This is a genomic window from Paenibacillus sp. NPDC093718 (assembly GCF_050279985.1).
In the GTDB taxonomy this organism is placed as follows: domain Bacteria; phylum Bacillota; class Bacilli; order Paenibacillales; family Paenibacillaceae; genus Paenibacillus_AQ.
This window is the reverse complement of the sequence record NZ_JBNNUS010000015.1, coordinates 15,214-39,822: the sequence shown is the minus strand read 5'-3', so window position 1 is coordinate 39,822 and position 24,609 is coordinate 15,214. Positions and strand designations below refer to the sequence as shown.

Below are 24,609 nucleotides of genomic sequence, written 5' to 3'. Positions count from 1 at the left end.
CTTATGATGGCTTTCATCTATGTACCGATCATCATGATCATCATCTATTCATTTAACAACACGCGGCTTAGCGGCAACTGGGAAGGATTTACATTGGATTGGTATGTGTCGCTATTCGAGAACCGGCATGTGATGGAAGCGCTGATGAACAGTTTGACGGTGGCGGTCATATCGACGATCGTTTCTACCCTCCTCGGAACTGCGGCGGCGCTCTCGCTTCGGAACCTGGGACGCCGAGGACGCAGCGGCATGAACGGGCTGCTGTACCTTCCGGTCATTATCCCGGATATTATTATGGGGCTGTCGCTGCTGGTATTGTTCAGTCAGCTGAATATACCGCTTGGCAAGACGACGGTGATCATCGCCCATATTACGTTCAGTCTGTCGTATGTGTATGTCGTAGTGACGGCCAGACTGTCGGGCATGGGCAAACAGCTGGATGAGGCGGCCCAGGATTTGGGCGCTACGCCTTGGCAGACGTTCCGGCATGTTACATTGCCGCAGATTGCACCGGGCATTATCTCCGGCGCCTTGATTGCCTTTACGCTGTCATTGGATGACTTTATGGTCAGCTTTTTTGTTGCCGGCCCCAGCTCAACAACGCTGCCGATCTATATTTACGCTCAAGTGAAGCGCGGCATCTCGCCAGAGATTAACGCGCTGTGTACGCTGCTCATTTTGGTCAGCATCACGCTGATTCTGTTAGCGCAATATATTCTTAACCGCGGCAACGGGGAAAAGAAACATAAAACATTACCGATCTAAACATGGAAGTGGAAAGAGAGGAGATATTGAATTGAAAAAATCAAGATGGACCCGCCTGCTGACGGCAGGCATGGTTGCGGTATTGTCTGTAGGACTCTTGGCCGGCTGCGGATCGGATAAGGAGACGCTTCACATTTACAGCTGGGCGGATAACTTTGATCCCGAGGTGCTGAAGGACTTCGAAGAGAAGTTCGACGTGAAGGTAACCTACGATAATTACGCAAACAATGAAGACCTGCTGGCTAAAATTAAGGCTGGCGGCAGTGGGTATGACCTCATTCAGCCATCCGATTATATGGTCAAAACGATGATTGAATCGGAGCTGCTTGAGCCGCTTGATATGAATAATATCCCGAACTTCGTCAATCTTACGGATACTTTCAAAGATCCTTCTTATGACCCGGGCAATAAATATTCGATTGTCTACACATCCGGTGTAACGGGAATTGCATATAACAAGAAGTATGTGAAGGATGAGATCAACAGCTGGGAAGATCTCTGGAACCCGGAATACAAGGGTAAAGTCCTGCTTCTGGACGACAACCGTGAAATGATCGGCATGGCGCTTAAGAAGCAAGGAAAGTCCAACAGCAGCACAGATGAAGCAGATATCACCGCAGCTGCGGATGAGCTGAAGAACCTGCTGCCGAATGTGCTAGCGTTTGATACGGATAACATCAAGCAGAAGATGATCCAAGAAGAAGGCTGGATTGCTACGGTCTGGTCCGGAGATGCGGCCTTTATTGCAGCGGAGAATCCGGATGTGGCGTATGTCGTGCCAGAAGAAGGGGCTACCATCTTCTCTGATAACTACGCGATTCCTAAGGGTGCCAAGAATAAAGAGCTGGCCGAGAAATTCATCAATTTCATGATGGAGCCTGAGGTCAGCGCCAAAAACTATGAATTTATCGGATACAGCAATCCGAACACCAAAGCGATGGAATTCCATAGCGAGGAATACCGCGCCAATACGATGATCAACCTGACAGATGAAGAGCTAGGCCGTACCGAGTGGCTCGATAATGTCGGTGACTCGCTCTCCATCTATGATCGTTTATGGACCGAACTGAAGAGCGGTCGTTAATTATAGGGCTTACATTTTCATATTTTTGTAATAAAAAGAGTCTGTCCCATTGGGGCAGGCTCTTTTTATGTTTCTGAAGATTAGGTCCTAAGTCCTGGAATAGGAAGAAATAGCCGATTTATACGAATCAAACCACAACTTCGGGGGCCGTTTCGTTGTTTATATAAAGGAGGCGCAAATGACTTAAACCAAGTTTCTATGCGTTTAATCAGGAAAAGGAGAAAGCGGCTTAAGCGATGTGATGGGCTTGTTGGTTATTGCAGAAATCGTTGCCGGCGCAGCAGCGGTGTTGTTTCTGAGCATCTTCAGGAAAAGCGCGCTGCATCTGCTGTTATTGAGTATTCACAGTGCGCTTGTCGGTATCGGATTATTTCTATTAAGTTATACAGTCCAGGTAAGCGAAGTCTTGTTGTTTATGAGTACATGCGCTCTCTTGTTTGGTGTATTTCTAAGCGTAAAAGCATTCATGCAGAAAGATTAGATGAACGTATAGGTCCTACGGCCTGGAATCAAAATTGTCATTGACTTTGTTACCAATACATTGAAAGCTTTCCTTATAATGATTAAGGGTAATAGATTAACAACTAAACGGAAACTTAATTTAACAAAGGTGGAATTCTGATATGAATCCTAAATTACGTGTATGTGCATCATTAATTGCAACTAGCGTCCTGCTTGGCGGTCTGGGTTTGAGCGGACAGGTCATCGATGCAAGCGCCGCTAAGGCACCCGTTTCCGCCAGCCAAAAATCGTCGAAGAATGAAGTCGTACTGAAATGGAATGGCAAGACCCTGTCACAGAAAGGTCTCGTGCTGCGCGGGGTAACTTATGTGCCGGCAACCGCTCTGCGGGACGGCCTGGGGATGCCTCTTAAATATGATGTAAAAAACCGTACGTATACACTAGGTAACGGTTATAACAAACTGAGCGCTGTCGTATATGATTCAACTGAAATCGGTATTCTGGTGAATGGTTCGTATGCCGGCGAGCCTGGCGGACAGATCATCAATGGTCGTCTGTATGTGCCATTCAAAACGATCAGCGAATACATGGGCGTTCAGGGGCAATGGAATCCTTCCTCGAAAACACTCAGCATGACACAGAAGAAACAGAACGACATTACGATCAAATCGGCTACGCTGAAGAAAAAGATTCAGGGCGTGGAAGCCGTTGTGAACTATCCTGTAATCAGCGGACTCGATAATGCGGAGGTCCAAGCCGAAATCAACAAAGTGCTGAAAGAAAATGCGTCCGGCGTAATCACCGGTGCCGAAGGGAATGCTGAGGAATTCCCGCCATCGGAATCCAGTTTCCCTTACGAATTCAGTGGTGACTTCGTGGTCCATTACAACCAGAACGACATTCTGAGCATTACGGCATACGATTATTCGTACACCGGCGGTGCCCATGGCATGACCTTCCGTAAAAGCTTCACGTTCTCCTTGAAGGATGGCAAGCAAATGAAGCTGGGCGATTTCATCAACATGCAGGGCAAGAACAAACAGAAGCTGAACAACCTTGTGCTGAACAAGCTGAAAAAAGAAGGGGGCTACCTCGGCGGATTTGAAGGCGTGCCAGCGGATGCTGATTTTTATGTGAAGGATAACGCTGTGGTGCTGTACTTCCAGCTTTATGAGTACACCGCATATGCTTATGGATTTCCGGAGTTTGAACTGAAGCTGAAAGAGTGGAAGTAAGAGTATACGGTAAGCGGTTTGTGTAAACTGCAATCATTTATTTTCATCCTATAGCTTGTCTAGAAACATGATGTTGTCCTGATGTAACACTGTACTGGAACCAGTTGCGAAAAATCCCCTGATTACGTGAGCGTGGAGCGTGTACTCCCGTTTCCTGCGGTCAGGGGATTTTTTGCGTTTATCGAGAGGCTTGCCTTCGAATACGGACGGATATGTGATCCTTAGGAATTGCTGTTTTAGGCATTCTCTGATTAACATAGTCCTCTCGATGATAACTTGTTTAGCTTGTACACCATGCGCACGATGCGTGGTCTGAGGCAAGCAAGCCGTACGGTAAAGGTCACAAGTCGCCCTAGGCGTTATCGATGTCACCCTGTTTGTGAAAGCAGTGAGGGTGGCGCATCATTAGGCCTTACGTACCCAATTACCCTTGCAAAGGAAGCCTGCACGGCCTTCCTCTATTCCCTCCTCACAAGTAAAGGCAGGCCTTTTAGGAGGGGGATGTCCTTTCCGTCTTTATGTTTTATAGAAAAAATCGTACCGAAGTGAGAGTATCCTTGGAGGAGCAACGCGTTCGCCTTTGAAATCGGGAAACCTCCCTATCCATTCATTCAAGTTTCCCGATTTCAACAGCGACCGGAGGGGATACTCTCACTATTTAGCACTCGAAGTTTTCATGAGTTTCCCCTTCAGAGGATAAGAAAGGGCAGGCACCGGATAACGGCGCCTGCCCTTTACTTCATTTCTTTTATAAGCCTTGCGGTGGTGTATTCTCTAATACTTGATCAATCAGACCGTATTCTTTGGCTTCGTCAGCCGTCATGAAGTAGTCACGATCGGTATCCTTCTCAATGCGCTCCAGCGGTTGGCCAGTGCGATCGGAGAGGATGCGGTTCAGCTTGTCGCGCATTTTGAGAATGCGGCGAGCACGGATCTCAATATCCGTGGCTTGACCTTGTGCGCCGCCGAGCGGCTGGTGAATCATAATCTCGCTGTTAGGCAGTCCGTAACGTTTGCCTTTAGCGCCTGCGTTGAGCAGGAATGCGCCCATGGAAGCAGCCATCCCGACACAGATCGTCGAAACGTCCGGCTTAATGAACTGCATCGTATCGAATATCGCCATACCTGCGGTAATGGAACCGCCAGGACTGTTGATGTAAAGATGAATATCCTTCTCAGGATCCTCAGCCGACAAGAACAGCATTTGGGCAATGATGGAATTGGCGACCACGTCATTTACGTCGGAGCCGAGGAAGATAATGCGGTCTTTCAGCAATCTGGAATAGATGTCGTACGCCCGCTCACCGCGGTTGCTTTGTTCAACGACCATAGGTATAAAACTCACGTGGAAAACCTCCTCTTAAGTACCTCATATAAATACTGTTACCGTATTACCCACATGATAAACAATTTAAATCAAAAAGTCAAAGATAGTCAAACTATTGGGTAAAAAAAAGAGCCGTCATGGGCGCTTTAGGGTAATCAGTATAGAGAATAAAAGTTATAATGGCGCGCCCGCGAGGAATCGAACCTCGATCTCAGGCTCCGGAGGCCTACGTCATATCCATTGGACCACGGGCGCATAAGAAAAATGTCTAACGACGTACATTCAAAGAAGACAGACCGCGTTTAGCGGTAGTTTTTCTTGCGATATCAGGAAGCTGGCTCCGAGAAGTTTATACTTTCTGATATCTAAAAAATTAGCAACGAAGTTGATTATACCGCATCTATTGAAAAAATACAATAGCAGACAAAACTTTGTTCCTATTATATAGACGAGCCAGTACTTGGCCATAATGTATAAGAATGCCCGGGGCAGAGAAATATACTTTCGGACACTTGCAACCGGCATAATTATTGGTTAGAATAAGGTGGGACTTAAAAAGTTTAACTGGGACATTTTACGACCAGGTAGAGGAGAGCCGAGACGAAGTTTGCAGGAGTGGAATGCATGCGTAACCTATTAGAAATACAAGAGCAGCTTCTGCCGGATCTGATGGACACTCTTAAACGAAGGTATACCATCCTTCATCAGATCAAGTTGTCCGGAATTGTTGGCCGAAGGACATTGGCTTCATCACTCTCGATGACCGAGCGTGTTCTCAGAGCAGAGACTGATCTTCTGAAAGCGCAGGGGCTGATCGAGATTGAAACGCTTGGCATGCGCATCAGCAGCTCAGGGATATGCTTGCTGGAGGAGCTGGAGCCGGTCATGAATGAGTTATTCGGACTGGTTGAACTGGAAGAGAAGATTCGTCAGGCTTACGGGCTTCGTAAAGTGGTCATTATTCCCGGTGACAGCGAGTCATCTCCGGAAGTCAAACGCGAGCTTGGCCGGGCCGGAGCAAGAACGCTGCTAAGCTTTGTCCAGGATGGAGATACGATTGCCGTAACTGGCGGCTCCACGCTCGCCGAAGTGGCCGAGCAGATGTCCTCTTTGCCAGGCGGCGAACCGCTGACAAGCACTTGGTTTGTGCCGGCGCGGGGCGGTCTTGGGGAGAGCATGGAGATTCAAGCGAACACCATTGCTTCCAAGATGGCAAAGCGCGTTGGGGCTGAGTACCGATTGCTTCACGTACCGGATCTGCTAAGCGAGGATGCCTATCAGTCTCTGGTGCAGGATCAGCATATCCAGGAGATCGTGGATGTGATCAGGCGCTGCCGCGTCATTATTCACGGCATCGGAGATGCCATGGAGATGGCAAGAAGGCGCAAACTGGATGAAAACTCTATTCAGAACTTGCAGGCAGATGGCGCGATTGCGGAATCCTTCGGCTACTACTTCAGTGAAGATGGTGAAGTTGTCCACAAAATGCTTACTCTCGGGCTGCGGCTTGAGGATATTATGCGGACAGAAACGATCATCGGCATTGCTGGGGGTCAAGGCAAGGGCAAGGCGATTCACGCGGTGCTGAAATTCGGACATGAGGATATTCTCGTTACCGATGAAGCCGCGGCACTGGAAGTCGAGAAGGAGATTGACGCCGGTATTTGAATCCACGGGCGTACACACCTGATTTTTCATTATTGTTGTCTTGATTGGCTTAACGGCCAATCTTGAATATATAAATTTTACAAATATGGAGGGAACTACTCATGGTTAAAGTAGGTATTAACGGTTTTGGACGTATTGGACGTAATGTGTTCCGCGCTGCGCTGAACAACAGCGAAGTTGAAATCGTGGCAATCAACGATTTGACGGACGTAAGCACGCTGGCACACCTTTTGAAATATGACACAACTCACGGAAGACTTAATGCAACAGTTGAAGCTAAAGAAGGCGCACTCGTTGTAAACGGCCGTGAAGTGAAAGTATTCGCTGAGCGTAACCCTGAAGCATTGCCTTGGGCTGAGCACGGCGTTGAAATCGTTGTAGAATCCACTGGTATTTTCACAGCGAAAGACAAAGCTTCCGCTCACTTGAAAGGCGGCGCTAAGAAAGTTATCATCTCCGCTCCAGCAACTGATGAAGATATCACCATCGTTATGGGCGTTAACGAAGACAAATACGATGCAGCTAACCATACTGTAATCTCCAACGCTTCTTGTACAACAAACTGCTTGGCTCCTTTCGCAAAAGTTCTTGACGAGAAATTCGGTATCGTTAAGGGTATGATGACTACGGTTCACTCCTACACGAATGACCAGCAAGTGCTCGATCTTCCGCACAAAGATCTGCGTCGTGCTCGTGCAGCTGCTGAAAACATCATTCCATCCACAACTGGTGCTGCTAAAGCGGTTAGCCTCGTTCTGCCACAATTGAAAGGCAAATTGAACGGTATGGCAATGCGTGTACCTACGAAGAACGTTTCTGTAACGGACCTCGTAGTTGAGCTGTCCCAAAACGTAACCCTTGAAGATGTAAACGGTGCTCTGAAAGCAGCTGCTGAAGGCCCGCTGAAAGGCATCTTGAACTACTCCGAAGAGCCGCTTGTATCCAGCGACTACAATGGCGACCCAGCTTCTTCCACTATCGATTCGCTCTCCACTATGGTAGTTGGCGACAACATGGTGAAAGTTGTTTCTTGGTATGACAACGAGTGGGGCTACTCCAACCGTGTCGTTGACCTCGCTGCTTACATCGCAAGCAAAGGTCTGTAATTGATCTAGCCATACAATCGAAGAGGAGTTCCGTTTCACGGGTCTCCTCTTTGGTTCATGGTTTTTCCTTGCTTTCATGCCAGAGCACTGGGAAGAATAGATAAGATCCGGGCGCTGGTTAGCGATAGAGAGAGAAACGAGAGCAACTGCATGCTGTCGGTGAGGAGAATAGTTTTCTTAGGAGGAACGTGGAGATGAACAAGAAAAGTGTACGTGATGTAGAAGTAAGCGGCAAACGGGTGTTTGTCCGTGTCGATTTCAATGTACCGCTCGAAGATGGTAAAATTACAGACGACACTCGTATTCGCGAGACTTTGCCGACCATTAAATATCTGGTAGAGCAAGGAGCGAAAGTCATCCTGGCCAGCCACATGGGTCGTCCAAAAGGAGAGGTCGTTGAATCTTTGCGCCTGACTCCGGCAAGTCAGCGTCTGTCCGAGCTGCTCGGCAAACCGGTAGCCAAAGCGGATGAAGCCGTAGGAGAAGCCGTTAAAGCTCAAGTCGAGAAGCTGCAAAACGGCGATGTGCTCGTGCTTGAAAATGTTCGTTTTTACGCTGGTGAAGAGAAGAATGATCCGGAACTTGCGAAGCAATTCGCCGAACTGGCCGATCTGTTCGTGAATGACGCGTTTGGTGCTGCTCACCGTGCGCACGCTTCGACAGAAGGTATCGCTCATCATCTTCCGGCTGTATCGGGATTGTTGATGGAGAAAGAGCTGTCCGTTCTCGGCAAAGCCCTTTCGAATCCGGACCGTCCTTTTACCGCCATCATCGGTGGATCGAAGGTTAAGGACAAAATCGACGTGATCGACAACCTGCTTACGCTTGCTGACAATGTCATCATAGGCGGTGGACTTGCTTATACGTTCTTCAAAGCTCAAGGCCATGAAATCGGTCAATCTCTGCTTGATAAAGAGAAGCTTGACGTTGCACTCGGTTTCATCGAGAAAGCTAAAGAGCTGGGCAAAAACTTCTACCTGCCGGAAGATATCGTCGTAACGGACGAGTTCAGCGCAGACGCGAATACCAAGGTCGTTGATATCGACGGCATTCCTGCCGATTGGGAAGGCGTTGACATCGGTCCTAAGACTCGCGCCAAGTATGCAGAAGTGATCAAGAACTCCAAGCTTGTCGTGTGGAACGGCCCTATGGGCGTATTCGAAATCGCTCCGTTCAGCAACGGTACTCGTGAAGTGGCACAAGCTTGTGCGGATACGGAAGCTTACACGATTATCGGCGGCGGCGACTCGGCTGCAGCTGCAGAGAAATTCGGCCTTGCCGACAAGATGAATCACATCTCGACAGGCGGCGGTGCATCTCTTGAGTTCATGGAAGGCAAAGCACTTCCTGGTGTTGTGGCACTGAACGACAAATAGAAATAGGCACTATATTGGATAGAAGTGGATGAAGTTTGGACCCCGATTGTTCGGGGGAATAAAGGAGTGAATCGTGTGAGAACACCTATCATAGCTGGTAACTGGAAAATGTTCAAAACCGTTCCGGAAGCAACTTCATTTATTGAAGATGTGAAAGGCAAAGCGGAAGTAGAAGGCGTGGAAAGCGTGATTTGCGCGCCATTTACCAATCTTCCTGCATTGGTTGAAGCGGTCAAGGGCACGAACATCAAAATCGGTGCACAAAATCTTCATTTTGAAGACAATGGCGCCTTTACGGGTGAAATCAGCGGCTTGATGCTGAAAGACCTGGGCGTGGACTACGTCATTATTGGACATTCCGAGCGCCGTCAGTATTTTGCTGAAACCGATGAGATCGTGAACAAGAAGGTACATGCGGCATTCCGCCATGGTCTTCTTCCGATCGTATGCGTCGGCGAGAAGCTGGAAGAACGCGAAGCCGGCCAAACCAAAGACGTGTGCAAAGTACAAACGGAAGCAGCGTTCGCAGGTGTTCCTGCTGATCAAGCGGTTCATGTCGTTATTGCTTACGAGCCAATCTGGGCGATCGGAACGGGCAAATCCTCTACGGCAGAGGATGCAAACGAAGTCATCGCTTATATTCGTGAACTCGTTAAAGGCCTGTACGGCGAAACCGTTGCAGAGCAAGTTCGCATTCAATACGGCGGCAGCGTGAAGCCTGAAAATGTAGCGGAGTATATGGGACAAAGCGACATCGACGGCGCGCTCGTTGGTGGTGCTAGTCTACAACCGGCTTCCTACATCGCACTCGTTGAGGGGGCGAAGTAAATGTCTGCTCCAAAACCCGTAGCTCTGATCATCATGGACGGTTTCGGGCTTCGCAACACCGAGGTGGGCAATGCGGTCGCTCAAGCGAACAAGCCTAACTACGACCGGTATTTGAAGCAATATCCGAACACCACGTTGACTGCTTGCGGTGAAGCCGTAGGCTTGCCGGAAGGTCAAATGGGGAACTCCGAAGTGGGTCACTTGAACATCGGCGCAGGCCGGATCGTGTATCAGGATTTGACCCGTATCACGAAGTCGATTCGCGAAGGAGAATTCTTCGAGAACGAAACGCTGGTGGAAGCCGTTCGCGCTGCCAAGAACAACAACAAGAAGCTGCATCTGTACGGGCTGGTATCCGACGGCGGCGTTCACAGTCATATTGAGCATATGTTTGCCATGCTGGATCTTTGCAAGAAGGAAGATTTCCATGACGTATACATCCATGGCTTCATGGATGGACGCGACGTGGCACCGGACAGCGGCAAGCAGTTCGTTAAGGATCTGATTGCGAAGATTGAAGAAGTGGGCGTTGGCCAAATCGCTACGCTTTCCGGTCGTTATTATGCGATGGACCGCGACAAGCGTTGGGATCGCGTCGAGAAGGCTTACCGTGCCATGGTGTATGGCGAAGGACCTAAATATACGGATCCGCTGAAAGCCATCATCGAATCTTACGAGAAATCGGTTTACGATGAATTCGTAGAACCGACCGTGATTGTGAATGGTGAAGGCGAGCCGGTTAGTCTGGTGGAGAGCGGAGATTCCGTTATCTTCCTGAACTACCGCCCTGACCGTGCGATTCAGCTGTCCCAGGTATTTACGAATAATGATTTCCGTGGTTTTGAGCGTGGACCGAAGTTCCCGCAAAACCTGCATTTTGTATGCTTGACGCTGTTCAGCGAGACGGTGGAAGGCTTCGTTGCCTACAAACCGAAGAATCTCGATAACACGCTCGGCGAAGTGCTGGTTCAGCACAACAAGAAGCAGCTTCGGATTGCGGAAACTGAAAAGTACCCGCACGTGACATTCTTCTTCAGCGGTGGACGCGATGTTGAGCTTCCTGGCGAAACGCGCGTACTGATCAACTCGCCGAAAGTGGCGACCTACGATCTGAAACCGGAGATGAGCGCCTATGAAGTGGCGGATGCTTGCGTGAGAGAAATCGAAGCAGATAAGCATGATGCGATCATTTTGAACTTTGCCAACCCGGACATGGTAGGTCATTCCGGTATGCTGGAGCCGACGATTAAAGCCGTTGAGACTACGGATGAGTGTGTCGGCAAGGTCGTTGAGGCTGTTTTGGCAAAAGGCGGGGTAGTTCTGATCACCGCTGACCACGGGAACGCCGACATGGTATTTGACGAGAGTGGACGTCCGTTCACCGCACATACTACGAACCCGGTTCCGTTCATCGTAACGGATGAGAACGTAACGCTGCGTGAAGGCGGTATTCTGGCCGATATCGCGCCAACGATTCTCGATCTGATGGGGCTGCCGAAGCCTGACGAAATGACGGGAACCTCCATGATTGCAGCACGTAAATAAGTAGTTCATAATGGAACATAAACATAACATTAAAAGGAGACTATACACATGACTATTATTTCTGATGTATATGCACGCGAAGTCCTTGACTCCCGCGGGAATCCAACCGTAGAGGTTGAAGTATACCTGGAATCCGGTGCAATCGGTCGCGCGATCGTTCCATCCGGTGCTTCCACTGGCGTTCACGAAGCCGTTGAGCTTCGCGACGACGACAAATCCCGTTACCTGGGCAAAGGCGTTCTGAAAGCCGTTGAGAACGTGAACGAAATCATCGCGCCTGAAGTGATTGGCATGGACGCTCTGGACCAGCTTGGCATCGACAAGCTGATGATCGCTTTGGACGGTACGCCGAACAAAGGCAAGTTGGGTGCGAACGCAATTCTGGCCGTATCCATGGCTGTAGCTCGCGCCGCTGCTGATGCATTGGATCTTCCGCTGTATGTTTACCTTGGCGGATTCAACGCAAAACAACTTCCGGTACCAATGATGAACATCGTTAACGGTGGCGCTCACGCGGACAACAACGTTGACGTTCAAGAGTTCATGGTATTGCCTGTTGGCGCACCTAGCTTCAAAGAAGCGCTTCGCATGGGCGCTGAAATCTTCCACAACCTGAAATCCGTTCTGAAGGGCAAAGGCCTGAACACAGCGGTTGGTGACGAGGGTGGTTTCGCTCCTAACTTCACGTCCAACGAAGATGCCTTGTCTTCCATCATCGAAGCGATCGAAAAAGCCGGCTACAAGCCAGGTGAAGATGTATTGCTGGGTATGGACGTTGCTTCGACCGAGTTCTTCAAAGATGGCAAGTATGTTCTGGAAGGAGAAGGCAAATCCTTCACACCAGCAGAATTCGTTGACCTGCTCGCTTCTTGGGTAGACAAATACCCAATCGTAACCATCGAAGACGGATGCTCCGAGGACGATTGGGAAGGTTGGAAATTGCTCACCGAGAAATTGGGCAACAAAATTCAACTCGTGGGTGACGATCTGTTCGTTACCAACACCGAGCGTCTGGAAAAAGGCATCAACGAAGGCATCGGTAACTCCATCCTGATTAAAGTAAACCAAATCGGTACATTGACTGAAACGTTCGATGCGATCGAAATGGCAAAACGTGCAGGATATACGGCTGTTATCTCCCACCGTTCCGGTGAGTCCGAGGACAGCACCATCGCTGATATCGCAGTAGCTACCAACGCGGGTCAGATCAAAACGGGTGCTCCTTCCCGTACGGACCGTGTGGCGAAATACAACCAATTGCTTCGCATCGAAGACCAATTGGGCGAGCTTGCTCAATACAACGGCTTGAAGTCGTTCTACAACTTGAAGCGCAAATAATTGAAATAAGAGAAAGCCCGGCTCCTGCTTTTGTGGGAACTGGGCTTTTTTGCATTAGTTTGAGGGGACGCGGCATAGGGCTGCACACTCCGTTATCGTGCTGTGGGATGGTGCGTATATCGGTTCCGGTCGCTGTTAAAATCGGGAAGCTAGGATATGGAATAGGCTGAGGAAGCTTCCCGATTTTAAAGGCGAACGCGTTGCTCCTCCACCGATATACGCACCTGAGCGGGGAAGAGGTGTGCAGCCTCTTGGGGGGCATCTCGTAGTAGTGCAAAGAAAGCCCAGCTCATGTCCGATCACATGAGCTGGGCTTTTGGGCGTGGGAGGAGGAGAGTGTGAATGGCTGCATGCTGGTATCGTGCCGAGGAGCGGTGCGTATATCGGCTCCGTTCGCTGTTAAAATCGGGAAGCTGGAAGGAAATAGGCTGTGGAAGCTTCCCGATTTTAAAGGCGAACGCGTTGCTCTTCCCCCGATATACGCACTTGAGCAGGGAGGAGGTGTGCAGCCTTTTCGTGGACATCTCAGGATCATCTTATAACCTATCTTAATATCTTTAGCCCAAAATGGAACAAGCCCCCATCTGTATCCTTCTAATTTTATTTTTATGCGTAACTCTTGTTGTATTAGTTGTATTCTATATACTAGATGTCCTTTTAAAGAAAAAAGAAGCAAAAATTCAAAAAACTGGAGGAGGTTGCACGAAAATAAGTGGGTTAGTGTTTTTTTATAAGAATGCCGCTCACCTTTCACCTCACGATATGGACACCCAAAACCAGAAGGAGCCAATTACAATGAATGATCTGTTTTGATTGGAGGGGGATTACTAATTCAGCGACTAATACTGTTGTTAATTATTATTTTCATAGTTTCTGCTTGCAATGGATCAAATAAGGGGGAAGTTATTAGCTCGAAATCATGGGCATACGATTTTGTGGTATTTAATAATGTCACATACAAATTGACGGATCAAAAATTAAAAGATAGCGACTTAGGGGGGAAATTAGGCGTTATTGAAACTAAACTAGATTCGGAAACAGGTGTTTATCGTGGAACATATACGAATGCCTATGAGATTGGGACTGAGATCTTTTCTATAAAAGATAAGGATATTAGTGAAGTTATAGCAATCAAAGTTGAAAACAATGAAATTCACATTTTAGTTAACAAAGAGAATGAAGAATAGGGAGTGATGTAAATGAAAAAAATAATTCCTATAATATCTGTTGTTCTGTTATTTTTATTAGTTGCTGAAAGTGTAGGGGCTTACGAGTTGCTCGGATATAAAAGAAGAAGTTTAGGTACTATGGGATATCAAATAGATAGTAAAGTGGATAGTACGTGTAGTTCTTCAGCAAAGTCAGCAATGAGTATGTGGGAAAATACGCCTGTAAATTCCACAATACACTTTGTTGAATCATCAAGCGCCACATGGTATTTTAGTTGCAGCAATTTTGGGAATGTTAGTTGGTCGGGCTTACATTAGCCTACATTGAGCGGAAATTATTTACTTTACTCAGCTATATCGATGAATACATATTACACTAATTCTTATTTGGTGTATGAAAGGAACGCTGTCTTTGCTCATGAAATTGGCCATGGCCTTGGTTTAAGTGATATTAGTAACACTAGTGCATTGATGCATAGGGATGACAGTCGAGTGGTTTATACACCCACACAGGATGAAATAAACGGTGTTAATTATCTATATTAAAGGAGGCGTGAAGATAAATGGAAAATAAAATAAATTATAAAAAAGTATCTACATAATTATATGTGGGTTCGCTTTAGTCCTATTTTCTTGTCTAGTATATTCAAAATTGAATAATAAACTAGTTCAGATGGATCTTTCTCTTTCTCTGAACAAAGAATATGAAAGTACAATTGAGTTGAAGAATGATTCATTATTGATTGCGGAGATTATGGTGACTGAAGGAGAATCGCTAGTTTACGAAAATGTTCCTTTTACTATTTCTGAAGTAGAAGTACTTAATGAATATAATGGTGAAATTATAGAAAAGAGTATAAAGTTACTTGAAACTGGTGGAATAATTGATAATAAGCAGTTTAGTATAAATGGAAATCCAACACTAAACAGAAATGATAGAGCTCTAGTATTTTTGCAAAAATATGAGGGACCAATTGTTGATAATGCTTATGTAATTACTGGTGATTATCAGGGGAAATTCTTATTGAATTCAGAAAATGAAGTTATTGATTTTGATGGGTCTCCGAAAAATTTAACGGATTTAGTAGATTCATTGGGATTATAGGAAATTTCTATAAGACAGCTGGTTGATTAGAAAGGGAAAGGATCTGCTGGCGCAGCTCCTTCTTGGTTTATACAAACATGTCCGGTGAAAAAATAGTGGATGCATAAAAGTCCTTAAGGGCGTCTTACTTCTGCTGCAGCATCTCCAAAAATGCCCCTGCCGCCAGCGAGGGCGACTGCTGCTTATGAACGGCGACGCCGATATATCGATCCGGTAACGGAGTGTCTGTTCGAAGCTCCAGCAAGGAACCGTCCGAGATATTGGACGATACAAAGGCCCGTGGCAAGAAGGCTGTTCCATAACCGCGCTCGGCAAATTCCGCTAACATGTCCAGGCTGTTCAACTCGAAGTCGGCTTCCACTTCCACCCCTTGCGATCGGAACCACCCTTCGATGAAGGAGCGCGTCGAGCTGCCAGGGGATAGCAACAACAGGGGAAGCTCCGTCAATTCTTCGGTCCGTAGAGGCCTGCGCGCCCAATCTGCGAAGGCCGTTCCGACCACGGCGCAATAAGGCGAGGTACGGGAGTCGATGATATGGATTTCCTCGTCCGATACGGGAAGGTGAACAAAGCCGAGATCCAACGATCCTTTCTTTAAGCGCTCCACGATGCTGCTTGTTCGCTCCTGTGACAGCTGAATGCGGATGTCGGGATAGCGGGCATGGAATCGGTCGAGCAAGGATAGGAGAAAGTCCTTAACGATAGCCCCGTTCGCGCCGATCCTCAGCCTGCCTTCGCCGAACTGCTTCAGCTTCTTCAAGCGGCGCTCGGCTGAATCGAGCTCGTTAAAGGCTTGCCGGACATGCTGATACAAGGCTTGACCTTCTTGCGTTAAGCGGACGCCCTTGGATAACCGGTCGAACAGCCCCACGCCGAGCGCTTCTTCCAGCTGCTTGATGGCATAACTCACAGAAGGCTGTGTCATATGGAGGTTTTGTGCAGCTTTCGTCAAATTGGAAGTCTCGGCGGCATGCAGAAACACTCGATACCATTCGGTGTTGGCGATCATTTGTCATCAATCCTCTCTATGGCATCTCTACGATATTACGATTTCATTTATTTCAACTATACCCTTAAACTGAATGAAAAGGAATCGAAAGTATTCGGGAGGTAGGGACATGGCAGGAAGTACGTTTGGAGAACGGTTGAAAATGACTACGTTCGGGGAATCACACGGAGAAGCGGTCGGCGTCATTTTGGAGGGCGTCACGCCTGGCGTTGAGCTGGATGAGGCCTACATCCAAATTCAGATGGATCGCAGAAGGCCGGGGCAATCCTCCGTTACGACTCCCCGCAAGGAATACGATAAGATCCGCATTGTATCCGGGCTTTTCGAGGGGCGAACCACGGGTACGCCACTGTGCATCATGCTGAACAACACCGACATGCGCCCGTCGGCATACGACACCATCAAATCAGCCTATCGGCCCGGGCACGCGGATTTCACTTATGAGAAAAAATACGGGATACGCGACTATCGAGGAAGCGGAAGAGCTTCAGGAAGGGAGACGGCTGCGCGAGTGGCTGCCGGTGCTGTGGCGCGCAAGCTTCTGGAACGTCGGGGCGTCTCGATCCTGGCCTATACGACTGAGATCGGCGGCATCCGATGCGAGCAATTCGACATCGATGCCATCGAACGGAATGCTGTTCGGGCGTGTGATCCTGAAGCGGCCGTTCGCATGATCGAGAGGATAGAACGACTGGCCGAAGAGGGCGACAGCTGCGGGGGAATCGTCGAGTGCCGTATCAGCGGAATCGCTGCGGGATTGGGGGAGCCCGTATTCGACAAGCTTGACGCTGAGCTGGCGAAGGCGATGCTGTCCGTGGGAGCGATTAAGGGCATTGAATTTGGCACGGGCTTCCAAGCCGCCTCCATGCGGGGAAGCGAACATAACGACCAGATGGACGCGGAGGGGTTCCGGACCAACCATGCCGGCGGGATTATCGGCGGTATCAGCACCGGGGCGGACATCGTGTTCCGAGTTGTCGTCAAGCCGACTTCCTCCATTTCGATTACCCAACGGACAGTTGATGTGGAGGGTAACGAACGGGAGATTGAGACGATCGGCAGGCACGATCCATGCATCTGTCCCCGTGTCGTACCCGTGATCGAAGCGATGGCTTGCATGGTCATCGAGGATCATTACAAGCGTCAAGCCGCTTTGCTGGACGAATAGCATTGAACAACATACGGCAAAAAAACCGGAAGCGATCTGCTTCCGGTTTTGTATTTAAAGATTCAATGCGTCTTTAAGTCCAGGGGGGAGGACTGAAATCGCATTAAACCAGAGTTTTCAAGGAATCCGGCTTGAATGGTGCCAGCTCGTCGAAACGTCCGTCTCGAACCTTAGCAGCCCATTGCGGATCCGCCAGCAGGGCACGGCCTACAGCAACCAGGTCAAATTCGTGTTCCTCAAGGCGGCTAAGCAGCTCCTCAAGGTCCCTCTGACCGGCACCCTTACCTTGGATGAAGAGGCTGGTAAACACTTCGTCGAGGCCAACAGAACCGACGGTGATGACCGTTTTTCCAGTCAGCTTCTTGGCCCATCCGGCAAAGTTCAGGTCAGAGCCTTCAAATTCAGGCTCCCAGAAGCGGCGGGTCGAGCAGTGGAATATATCGACCCCGGCGTCAGACAGTGCGGTTAACAACTGACCCAGCTTTTCAGGCGTATCCGCCAGCTTGGCTTCATATTGGGTCGTCTTCCATTGGGATAGGCGGATGGCAACAGGGAAGTCAGGACCCACCGCTTGACGGACTGCCTTAACCACTTCGATCGCAAAGCGGGCGCGTTTCAGCATGTCGCCTCCGTATTCATCGGTACGCTGGTTCGTTCTTTCCCAGAGGAATTGGTCGATCAGGTAACCGTGGGCCCCATGGATTTCTACGCCGTCAAAGCCAAGGCGTTTGGCATTTGCGGCGGCATCGGCATAAGCTTGAACGACCTGCTCGATTTCATCCTTGGTCATCGGCTTCGTGACCACGTTGCCGTCAAGGTCAAGTCCGGATGGTCCGATCGGAAGTGCCTCCGGATTTGGCTCGGCACCTATTGGTCTAGTCATGCCGATATGCCAAATTTGCGGCATGATCTTACCGCCGGCTTCGTGGACCTGACGGACCACCTCGGCCCAGCCGTTCAATGCCGCTTCACCATGGAAGTTAGGCACATTGGGGTTATCGGTAGCCGCTGGGTGATTAATCAGTGTTCCTTCGGTAATGATCAGTCCGACGCCATTCTCCGCACGCCGGCGGTAGTAAGCGGCCACATCCGGGCCTGGAACGCCGTTCGGAGAGAACCCACGCGTCATAGGGGCCATCACCACGCGGGATGGAAGAGTAAGGTTACCGATGGTATATGGCTCGAATAGGGATGCTGTAGATCGGACACTTTGATTTTGATTGCTCATGTATGGAATCCTCCAATATGTTTAATATGCTTTTCTGTATTTTTATAAAAATAGATATATATGATAAAAAGAAAGAGCTTTTAAGCTTAATCTTCAATTTGAATTTGCTTTTTAAGCCTAAAGCTCTTCCTTGAGTTGTTCGATAAAACGCTTAATGCCCTCCTCATTACGTCTGTAATATGTCCACTGGCCCGCTCGATGGGATTCCAGTAGACCAGCCTTTTGCAATTTGACGAGGTAGCCAGAAACGACCGACTGAGCGAGTCCTGTTTTTTCTGAAATGGAGCCCACGCAGATACCGCCATGAAAATCACATTTGGAAGGCATGTGATCCTGCGGAGCAAAATGTTCCTCCGGATGCTTCAGCCACTCCAGAATTTTAAACCGGGACTCGTTTGATAGTGCTTTGATGGTTTGTAAGGTATCCATGTGTTTCATTATATCTATTTTTATAGAAATGTAAATATGATTTTTGAAAATGATGACTACCGGAGGATCAGGACGAGACCGAGCGTTCGTTGTTTTGCCAAAAGAAAGATGCAGGCTACAGCTTACTGCGCTCCCACAAATTCAGCAGATTTGATGCCGGCTTGACGGCCGAAAATAATGATCTCGGCAACGGAGTTGCCGCCGATCCGATTTTGACCGTGCAAGCCGCCTGTTAGTTCGCCGGCTGCAAACAATCCAGGAATAGGCTTGCCGTCTTTATCCAAAACTTCCGTGTTCGTATTGATTTTTACGCCGCCCATGGTGTAGTGAATACCGGGGGCGATTAAGATGGCATGGTATGGCGCCTCGGACAAGTCGTTATCCATGCCTGTTGTTCTGTTGAATTCGGTATCTTTATTGTTCTTCACCGCGCTGTTCCATGAATCCAGTGTGGCTTTAAGCGAATCGGCTGGAACGCCCATTTCATTGGCCGAAACCTCGATTGAATCTCCATGAATGACAAAGCCCATTTTTTCATATTGCTGAATCGCTTTGACGCGGGATTTTACCCCGGAATCGAACACAAGATAAGCCGATTTGTCAGGAAGCTTATTGATGGCGGCGGTGACGTTGTCCCGAGTATCCAGTTCGTTCGTGAAACGTTTGCCTTCACTGGAAACGAGAATCGCACCTTCTCCGCGAACGGCTTCCCCGATCAGATAGGATTTCTCCTGCTGTACCGTCGGGTGAACCTGGATTTGATCCATATCGACTGTTGTGCCGCCGAGCTTTTCGATCATGGTAATGCCATCACCGGTGCTGCCTTCTTGGTTGGTGGTCACATAACCTTTCAGATCGGACCGAACTTCGGAAATCATGTCCATATTGGCTCCGAAACCGCCGGTTGTCACAACGACGGCATTCGCTGCAATATTTTTCTCGTCGTTCCCGTTGAAGATGACTGTGACGCCGTTTACCTTGCCGTCTTTTTCCGTAATATCCGTTACCTTAGCATTGACGAATAGCGGAATTTCTTGTTCTTGTACATTTTTCACCAGTCCGTTGACAAGGTATTGTCCTACCGCCGAGCCGTCCTCAGGACGGTGCGTGCGCTTTTCGTTCATGCCGCCCGTAATGGTGATATTGTTCAGCCGAATTCCGATGGAATCCAGCCAATCGATCGCGCTTGCCGAGTTGTCAACAAAGAAACGAAGCATGTCTTTGTCGTTGGTTCCGTGACCGCCCTTTAGAGTCTCTTCGTAAAATAAATCGTTGCTGTCCTTAATGCCCTGTTCTTGTTGGAACTTGGTTTCGGAAGCGTTCATGCCCGAAGATGACTTTATGGTATTCCCGCCGGCAATCGGCATTTTTTCAAAAATAACCGGGTTCATGCCTTTTTCTTTTGCCTCAAGGGCAGCAGACATACCGGCCCCGCCTGCACCGACGATGATGATATCATACTTTTCTTTGAGCTGATCGAACGGTGTATAACCGGTTTGGGACGCACCCGAAACGGCCGTTTCTTGGGCTTCTTCTTTTTTCGCGTTGCTCTGATTCCGATCCTGGTTCCCGCTGCCGCATCCCGCGATCACGAGCATGAATGAGAGAATGAGTATAAGCGTTGCTGCAACTTTCTGTTTCACTGTATAACCCTCCACTTTCTCTATATCTGTTTAGTTGACCGAAGAGAGCCAAACGAAAAAAGAGGGCGTAACGTAGAGCAACGAGAAATGAAAGGAAACATGAGCGTTACCTTTACTCTCCGAATCTCATAAATTCGCCGGGTGCCTCCTACCGTCTGCCTCGTTAGGTCCTCTTCATTTTAATATAGGGCGGTCAATTAAGTGGTGAATTATTTCACAATTGTGAATCCATTTCCAATATTGATACGATGGTGATGAATGTAGTATTCGATATTTAGGGGCTATAACATCATATAGTCGAAGTCCCATTGGATAGATGATATGGAACATCAACGAGCGCACCAATCCAAGATGGGTGCGCTGTATGGGAAAAAATAAACACGATAGATCCCTGGTCCTTATGGCTTCAGGAGACCTACCGTGTTTATTTATTCTTTGAAGGCTAGACCCTTCTCGGCAAGAGCTTCGCGTAGTATTCTGACCGCTTTGGGTCCTACCCCGTGAAGCGCCAGGAGTTCTTTCTCGGATGCTTGGGTGAGGTCAGCAAGCTGATGATAACCTGCGACGATAAGGGCTTGGCGTGCGGGTTTGCCGGCCTTAACGGGAAAGCCGCTTTCTGCAGCCGGAGTGGGGGTTTTGTCACGCATGGAGATCCCTCTCTCTTCGATTGTTATGTTCAATGGATACAAGGCACAAGAATGAGTGGTAGAGGTTAAGTTTGTAGGAATAATCAGTAAGATTATGTTATACATCTAATGTTCTGTAAAGAACGAATCCTATAATCATGGAAGAAGGACAGATTCACGGATCGTTTAGACAATCTTCATAAATTCTATTGACAATCTTAATGAGAATAATTATCATTGTGCTGAGCGTTGATAATGATAATTGTTCTCAATAATTATTATTAATAAACAATATCTACAATACATAGAAGGTAAGAGGGGGAGAAATTCGATGCGCAGTATGAAGGGGCTCGTGTTAATCGTATTGATATTTGCTTTGGCTTTAGCCGGTTGCGGCGGTGGCGCGGCATCCAATGAAGGAGTCAGCTCCACGGCAGCGAAGAATTCGGATCAAGGGGCCGCGCAGGGCGGGGATAACACCGAAGCCACGCCGGAGACCCGAACCATCAAGCACGCTCTGGGCGAGACAAAAATTACGGGCGTTCCGAAGCGTATTGTCGCGCTGGAATGGCTTTACGCGGAGGATGTCCTGGCACTTGGTGTTCAGCCTGTAGGCATTGCAGACATTGAAGGGATGAACCAATGGGTGAACATCCCGGTAGAGATCGGGGCGGACGTTACCGATGTCGGCACCCGTCAAGAGCCTAATATGGAGCTGATCGCTTCCTTGAAGCCGGACCTGATCATCGGTTTGAAATCGAATCTTGAAGCTGGCTATGATACATACAACAGCATTGCCCCCACCTTGGTGTTTGATCCTTATCCGACTGAGGGACAAGGGGATCAATATGAAGAGATGGTTAATACCTTCAATACGATTGCTGACGTGCTTGGCAAAAAAGACGAAGCCGCGAAAGTGCTTAGCGATCTGGATCAAACCTATGCCGATGCCAAAGCCAAGCTTGAAGGAGCCGGCATGACGGAAAAACCGTTTGCGCTTGCCATGGGGTACAGTAACCAGAATGCGGCGATCTTCCGGTTATCGACGGATAATTCCTTGGCTGTCAAAATTCTTGAGCACATTGGGCTGACCAACGCCCATAAGCCAAATCAATTTGAGGTTTACGGATTCACCACCGCGGACGTAGAGGCATTGCCTCCCCTTCAGGATGCGAATTTCCTGCATATTATCCAGGATAGCGATAACATCATCGAGAACCAATTGAAGGACAATCCGGTGTGGAAAGGTCTGAACTTTGTTAAAGAAGACCGCGTGTACGCACTTGGCGGTGACATGTGGCCATACGGCGGCCCATTGTCTGCCCAAACTATGGCCCAGAAGACAGCTGATCTGCTCACAAAATGAGTCTCGGCAACAAACTGGCACAAGGCTCCGCGCCGGTGAGCATCCATCCAGCCCCACCCGTTTCATCAGGTAGGGGCTGGAAGCCGTTATGGATGCTGGTTGGAGGCCTTGTGGCTCTGCTATTTCTCACGTTTATCAGCTTGACGCAAGGGCTAGCCGATATATCCGTCAATACGGTCGTGCAGGCCCTGGTGTCTCCGCAGGATATTGCGGATCACCATCTCATTCGCAGCGTGCGCCTTCCGCGTACGGTCATGGGCCTGTTGGCTGGCGCCGCCTTGGCGGTGTCGGGCGTGCTTATGCAGACCGTCACGCGCAACCCGCTGGCATCGGAGACGACGCTTGGCGTGAATGCCGGCGCTTATTTGGCCGTCGTGGCGGGGATGATCTTCTGGCCGGGACTGCTGCATCAGTATGCCCTTCCACTGGCTGTGGCAGGGGGGACGCTGGCGGCCGTCGCCGTCTATGCGCTGGCGGGAAAAACGCAGGGCTCACCTCTACGGATTGCATTATCCGGGATGATTGTTACCCTGGTTTTATCCTCCGTTACGAGTGCACTGGTGCTGCTGAACCAGCAAACGACGCAGGGGATTTTTCTGTGGGGCTCCGGCTCGCTTATTCAGAATGACTGGGATGGCGTAGCTTTTTCATGGCCGTGGATCATTGGCGGGCTGATCGTGCTGTGTTTGGCGGTACGTCAGTGGGACATTCTGACCCTCAATGAGGAGTCGGCACGTTCCCTTGGTCAAAAAGTCGGCACCACCCGCTTGCTTGCGATGGGGGCAGCCATTGTGTTGGCCTGCGTGACCGTGAGCGTGGTGGGTCCGATTGGCTTTATCGGGCTGGTCGCTCCCCATCTGGTCCGCCTGTCCGGCGTGGTCCGGCATGCGGGGTTAATTCCGCTGGCTGCCTTATGGGGCTCGGCTCTGCTTGTCGGCGCCGACACGGTGGCCAGGATGTTCATAAACGCCTACGGTGAGCTTCCGGTCGGGGCCATTACGGCTATGATCGGAGCCCCGTGCCTCATCTGGCTTGCGATGCGGGTATCCCGCTCGTTGATCGGAGGGCGCGGGTCTTCCGGCGGATCGATCATGGCGGGCACGAGCCTGCGCCGGATACCTTATCCGGCCTTGGTAACACTGTTCAGCGTGCTGCTGGTGCTGGTATGGGTATTCAGCCTGATGAGCGGCAGTCTGCGCATTCCCTTCACGGAAGTGCTGGCCGTTCTTACGGGAGGCGGCGAGTCGATGTATCGCCAGATTCTGCTCGAGTTCCGCCTTCCCAGGCTGTTAACTGCCGGGTTGTCCGGCATGGCGCTGGCCGTCAGCGGTAGTCTTCTGCAGAATGCGGTCCGCAATCCGCTGGGGGATCCCCAGGTGATCGGAGTAACCAGCGGAGCCGGTGCTGGCGCACTGCTCCTGATGATCGGTTTTCCGCAATTGTCGGCAGGCTGGGTCCCGGTCGGCGCGGTTCTTGGGGGGATGGCTGCAGCCGCTTTGGTATATGCGGTGTCCTGGAAAAGAGGACTTCATCCGACGATTCTTACGCTGGTCGGCATTGCCGTTGCCGCGCTTGGTTCCGCCATCATCAATCTGATGATCATTCATGCCAAGGTCGACGTAGCCCCCGCATTATCCTGGATGGCGGGAAGCACATATAACCGGGGCTGGACGGAGGTGCAGCGGATTGTTCCCGCTATTCTGATCCTGCTTCCTCTGGCTGCGTGGCTCGGGCGGAAGGTGGATCTGCTGACGTTCAGTGAAGAAAGCTCAACCGGTCTCGGTCTTCATGTGCGGAATACCCGGATGTATGTCACCATCATTGCGGTGCTATTGGCTTCGATCGCCGCAGCCAATGTCGGCTCGGTCGGCTTTATCGGACTGCTTGCGCCGCATGCCGCCAGAATGCTGGTTGGGGCTCGCCATCGGCAATCGATGGTCATCGCGGCGCTGCTCGGCGGAATTTTGCTGGCTGGGGCAGACTGGATCGGGAGAGTGGTCATGATTCCGAAGGAGTTGCCTTCGGGTATCGTTACCGCGCTTCTGGGTGCGCCATATCTGTTATATCTGATGGGAAAAACCAATAAGCTGAAGAAGAAATAACCGTCGTGATGATTAAATATTCAAAGAGGC

General features: G+C 49.4%; 23 protein-coding genes and 1 tRNA gene. 17 read left to right on the top strand and 7 right to left on the bottom strand.

The window, feature by feature from the left end; genetic code table 11:
* Positions 1-3: 3 nt before the first annotated feature.
* The 4 genes from ACQKPA_RS30125 to ACQKPA_RS30110 all read left to right on the top strand — a co-directional run bounded on the left by ACQKPA_RS30125 (position 4) and on the right by ACQKPA_RS30110 (position 3,546).
* Positions 4-765 (top strand): ABC transporter permease, encoded by a 762-nt coding sequence (locus tag ACQKPA_RS30125; protein WP_427496106.1) that lies wholly within the window; start codon positions 4-6, stop codon positions 763-765.
* A gap of 31 nt (positions 766-796) precedes the next feature.
* A complete protein-coding gene (locus tag ACQKPA_RS30120) occupies positions 797-1,849 on the top strand; it encodes an ABC transporter substrate-binding protein (RefSeq protein WP_427496060.1) in 1,053 nt (350 codons plus the stop codon).
* 241 nt (positions 1,850-2,090) lie between these two features.
* Positions 2,091-2,330, top strand: a complete 240-nt coding sequence (locus ACQKPA_RS30115; RefSeq protein ID WP_427496105.1) for a hypothetical protein — start codon at positions 2,091-2,093, stop codon at positions 2,328-2,330.
* Between the two features lie 142 nt (positions 2,331-2,472).
* On the top strand, positions 2,473-3,546 hold the full coding sequence (locus ACQKPA_RS30110; RefSeq protein WP_427496059.1) for a PdaC/SigV domain-containing protein: 1,074 nt from the start codon (positions 2,473-2,475) through the stop codon (positions 3,544-3,546).
* A 748-nt stretch (positions 3,547-4,294) separates the two neighbouring features.
* Here the strand turns inward: ACQKPA_RS30110 and clpP are convergent.
* Together clpP and ACQKPA_RS30100 are read right to left on the bottom strand one after the other, a co-directional pair.
* Positions 4,295-4,891 carry an ATP-dependent Clp endopeptidase proteolytic subunit ClpP gene (gene clpP, locus ACQKPA_RS30105; protein ID WP_006207581.1) on the bottom strand — a complete coding sequence of 199 codons (597 nt, stop codon included), beginning with the start codon at positions 4,889-4,891 and terminating at the stop codon, positions 4,295-4,297.
* Between the two features lie 162 nt (positions 4,892-5,053).
* A tRNA-Arg gene (locus ACQKPA_RS30100) sits at positions 5,054-5,128 on the bottom strand.
* A 369-nt stretch (positions 5,129-5,497) separates the two neighbouring features.
* Between ACQKPA_RS30100 and ACQKPA_RS30095 the strand changes: the two genes are divergently transcribed.
* From ACQKPA_RS30095 to ACQKPA_RS30050, 10 genes are all read left to right on the top strand, one after another.
* Positions 5,498-6,541: a sugar-binding transcriptional regulator gene (locus ACQKPA_RS30095; RefSeq protein WP_113060526.1), complete on the top strand. Its 1,044-nt coding sequence runs from the start codon at positions 5,498-5,500 to the stop codon at positions 6,539-6,541.
* A 101-nt stretch (positions 6,542-6,642) separates the two neighbouring features.
* Entirely contained in the window at positions 6,643-7,647 is a 1,005-nt protein-coding gene (gene gap / locus ACQKPA_RS30090) for a type I glyceraldehyde-3-phosphate dehydrogenase (RefSeq protein ID WP_071219497.1), read from the top strand.
* Positions 7,648-7,841: 194 nt separating this feature from the next.
* A complete protein-coding gene (locus tag ACQKPA_RS30085) occupies positions 7,842-9,023 on the top strand; it encodes a phosphoglycerate kinase (RefSeq protein ID WP_194540401.1) in 1,182 nt (393 codons plus the stop codon).
* A gap of 75 nt (positions 9,024-9,098) precedes the next feature.
* The gene (gene tpiA / locus ACQKPA_RS30080) at positions 9,099-9,851 is read left to right on the top strand and encodes a triose-phosphate isomerase (protein ID WP_216535198.1); all 753 of its coding nucleotides are present in this window, start codon (positions 9,099-9,101) and stop codon (positions 9,849-9,851) included.
* Complete coding sequence (gpmI, locus tag ACQKPA_RS30075) at positions 9,852-11,396, top strand: 2,3-bisphosphoglycerate-independent phosphoglycerate mutase (protein WP_411552648.1); 1,545 nt, start codon at positions 9,852-9,854, stop codon at positions 11,394-11,396. It begins immediately after the preceding gene.
* Positions 11,397-11,444: 48 nt separating this feature from the next.
* Positions 11,445-12,734 carry a phosphopyruvate hydratase gene (gene eno / locus ACQKPA_RS30070; protein WP_071219501.1) on the top strand — a complete coding sequence of 430 codons (1,290 nt, stop codon included), beginning with the start codon at positions 11,445-11,447 and terminating at the stop codon, positions 12,732-12,734.
* A 935-nt stretch (positions 12,735-13,669) separates the two neighbouring features.
* Positions 13,670-13,921, top strand: coding sequence for a hypothetical protein (locus tag ACQKPA_RS30065; protein ID WP_427496058.1), 252 nt, complete (start codon positions 13,670-13,672; stop codon positions 13,919-13,921).
* Between the two features lie 12 nt (positions 13,922-13,933).
* Positions 13,934-14,221, top strand: coding sequence for a hypothetical protein (locus ACQKPA_RS30060; protein WP_427496057.1), 288 nt, complete (start codon positions 13,934-13,936; stop codon positions 14,219-14,221).
* A 42-nt stretch (positions 14,222-14,263) separates the two neighbouring features.
* Positions 14,264-14,449 (top strand): matrixin family metalloprotease, encoded by a 186-nt coding sequence (locus tag ACQKPA_RS30055; protein ID WP_427496056.1) that lies wholly within the window; start codon positions 14,264-14,266, stop codon positions 14,447-14,449.
* A 106-nt stretch (positions 14,450-14,555) separates the two neighbouring features.
* Complete coding sequence (locus tag ACQKPA_RS30050; RefSeq protein ID WP_427496055.1) at positions 14,556-15,008, top strand: hypothetical protein; 453 nt, start codon at positions 14,556-14,558, stop codon at positions 15,006-15,008.
* 124 nt (positions 15,009-15,132) lie between these two features.
* Here the strand turns inward: ACQKPA_RS30050 and ACQKPA_RS30045 are convergent, their stop codons facing one another.
* Positions 15,133-16,017 carry a LysR family transcriptional regulator gene (locus ACQKPA_RS30045; RefSeq protein ID WP_427496054.1) on the bottom strand — a complete coding sequence of 295 codons (885 nt, stop codon included), beginning with the start codon at positions 16,015-16,017 and terminating at the stop codon, positions 15,133-15,135.
* Positions 16,018-16,126: 109 nt separating this feature from the next.
* Here ACQKPA_RS30045 and aroC point away from each other — a divergent pair, with 109 nt between their 5' ends.
* A complete protein-coding gene (aroC, locus tag ACQKPA_RS30040; protein ID WP_427496053.1) occupies positions 16,127-17,185 on the top strand; it encodes a chorismate synthase in 1,059 nt (352 codons plus the stop codon).
* 103 nt (positions 17,186-17,288) lie between these two features.
* On the opposite strand, the gene ACQKPA_RS30035 is transcribed toward aroC, so the two are convergent.
* From ACQKPA_RS30035 to ACQKPA_RS30020, 4 genes are all read right to left on the bottom strand, one after another.
* Complete coding sequence (locus ACQKPA_RS30035; protein ID WP_427496052.1) at positions 17,289-18,413, bottom strand: NADH:flavin oxidoreductase; 1,125 nt, start codon at positions 18,411-18,413, stop codon at positions 17,289-17,291.
* A 117-nt stretch (positions 18,414-18,530) separates the two neighbouring features.
* Positions 18,531-18,842 carry an ArsR/SmtB family transcription factor gene (locus tag ACQKPA_RS30030; protein WP_427496051.1) on the bottom strand — a complete coding sequence of 104 codons (312 nt, stop codon included), beginning with the start codon at positions 18,840-18,842 and terminating at the stop codon, positions 18,531-18,533.
* Between the two features lie 122 nt (positions 18,843-18,964).
* Entirely contained in the window at positions 18,965-20,485 is a 1,521-nt protein-coding gene (locus ACQKPA_RS30025; protein ID WP_427496050.1) for a flavocytochrome c, read from the bottom strand.
* A gap of 428 nt (positions 20,486-20,913) precedes the next feature.
* The gene (locus ACQKPA_RS30020) at positions 20,914-21,132 is read right to left on the bottom strand and encodes a DNA-binding protein (protein WP_427496049.1); all 219 of its coding nucleotides are present in this window, start codon (positions 21,130-21,132) and stop codon (positions 20,914-20,916) included.
* Positions 21,133-21,442: 310 nt separating this feature from the next.
* Between ACQKPA_RS30020 and ACQKPA_RS30015 the strand changes: the two genes are divergently transcribed.
* Positions 21,443-22,477 (top strand): ABC transporter substrate-binding protein, encoded by a 1,035-nt coding sequence (locus ACQKPA_RS30015; protein ID WP_427496048.1) that lies wholly within the window; start codon positions 21,443-21,445, stop codon positions 22,475-22,477.
* Positions 22,474-24,579, top strand: a complete 2,106-nt coding sequence (gene fhuB, locus ACQKPA_RS30010) for a Fe(3+)-hydroxamate ABC transporter permease FhuB (protein WP_427496047.1) — start codon at positions 22,474-22,476, stop codon at positions 24,577-24,579. Before ACQKPA_RS30015 ends, fhuB begins: the two co-directional genes overlap by 4 nt.
* The last annotated feature ends 30 nt before the right edge of the window (positions 24,580-24,609 follow it).

Excerpts from the sequence above, each read along its gene's own strand:
- ACQKPA_RS30125 (WP_427496106.1), top strand. The coding sequence starts at position 4 with ATGATGGCTTTCATCTATGTACCGATCATCATGATCATCATCTATTCA.
- ACQKPA_RS30115 (WP_427496105.1), top strand. The coding sequence starts at position 2,091 with ATGGGCTTGTTGGTTATTGCAGAAATCGTTGCCGGCGCAGCAGCGGTG.
- ACQKPA_RS30110 (WP_427496059.1), top strand. The coding sequence starts at position 2,473 with ATGAATCCTAAATTACGTGTATGTGCATCATTAATTGCAACTAGCGTC.
- ACQKPA_RS30095 (WP_113060526.1), top strand. The coding sequence starts at position 5,498 with ATGCGTAACCTATTAGAAATACAAGAGCAGCTTCTGCCGGATCTGATG.
- gap (WP_071219497.1), top strand. The coding sequence starts at position 6,643 with ATGGTTAAAGTAGGTATTAACGGTTTTGGACGTATTGGACGTAATGTG.
- ACQKPA_RS30085 (WP_194540401.1), top strand. The coding sequence starts at position 7,842 with ATGAACAAGAAAAGTGTACGTGATGTAGAAGTAAGCGGCAAACGGGTG.
- gpmI (WP_411552648.1), top strand. The coding sequence starts at position 9,852 with ATGTCTGCTCCAAAACCCGTAGCTCTGATCATCATGGACGGTTTCGGG.
- eno (WP_071219501.1), top strand. The coding sequence starts at position 11,445 with ATGACTATTATTTCTGATGTATATGCACGCGAAGTCCTTGACTCCCGC.
- ACQKPA_RS30060 (WP_427496057.1), top strand. The coding sequence starts at position 13,934 with ATGAAAAAAATAATTCCTATAATATCTGTTGTTCTGTTATTTTTATTA.
- ACQKPA_RS30055 (WP_427496056.1), top strand. The coding sequence starts at position 14,264 with ATGAATACATATTACACTAATTCTTATTTGGTGTATGAAAGGAACGCT.
- ACQKPA_RS30045 (WP_427496054.1), bottom strand. The coding sequence starts at position 16,017 with ATGATCGCCAACACCGAATGGTATCGAGTGTTTCTGCATGCCGCCGAG.
- aroC (WP_427496053.1), top strand. The coding sequence starts at position 16,127 with ATGGCAGGAAGTACGTTTGGAGAACGGTTGAAAATGACTACGTTCGGG.
- ACQKPA_RS30035 (WP_427496052.1), bottom strand. The coding sequence starts at position 18,413 with ATGAGCAATCAAAATCAAAGTGTCCGATCTACAGCATCCCTATTCGAG.
- ACQKPA_RS30030 (WP_427496051.1), bottom strand. The coding sequence starts at position 18,842 with ATGGATACCTTACAAACCATCAAAGCACTATCAAACGAGTCCCGGTTT.
- ACQKPA_RS30020 (WP_427496049.1), bottom strand. The coding sequence starts at position 21,132 with ATGCGTGACAAAACCCCCACTCCGGCTGCAGAAAGCGGCTTTCCCGTT.
- ACQKPA_RS30015 (WP_427496048.1), top strand. The coding sequence starts at position 21,443 with ATGCGCAGTATGAAGGGGCTCGTGTTAATCGTATTGATATTTGCTTTG.
- fhuB (WP_427496047.1), top strand. The coding sequence starts at position 22,474 with ATGAGTCTCGGCAACAAACTGGCACAAGGCTCCGCGCCGGTGAGCATC.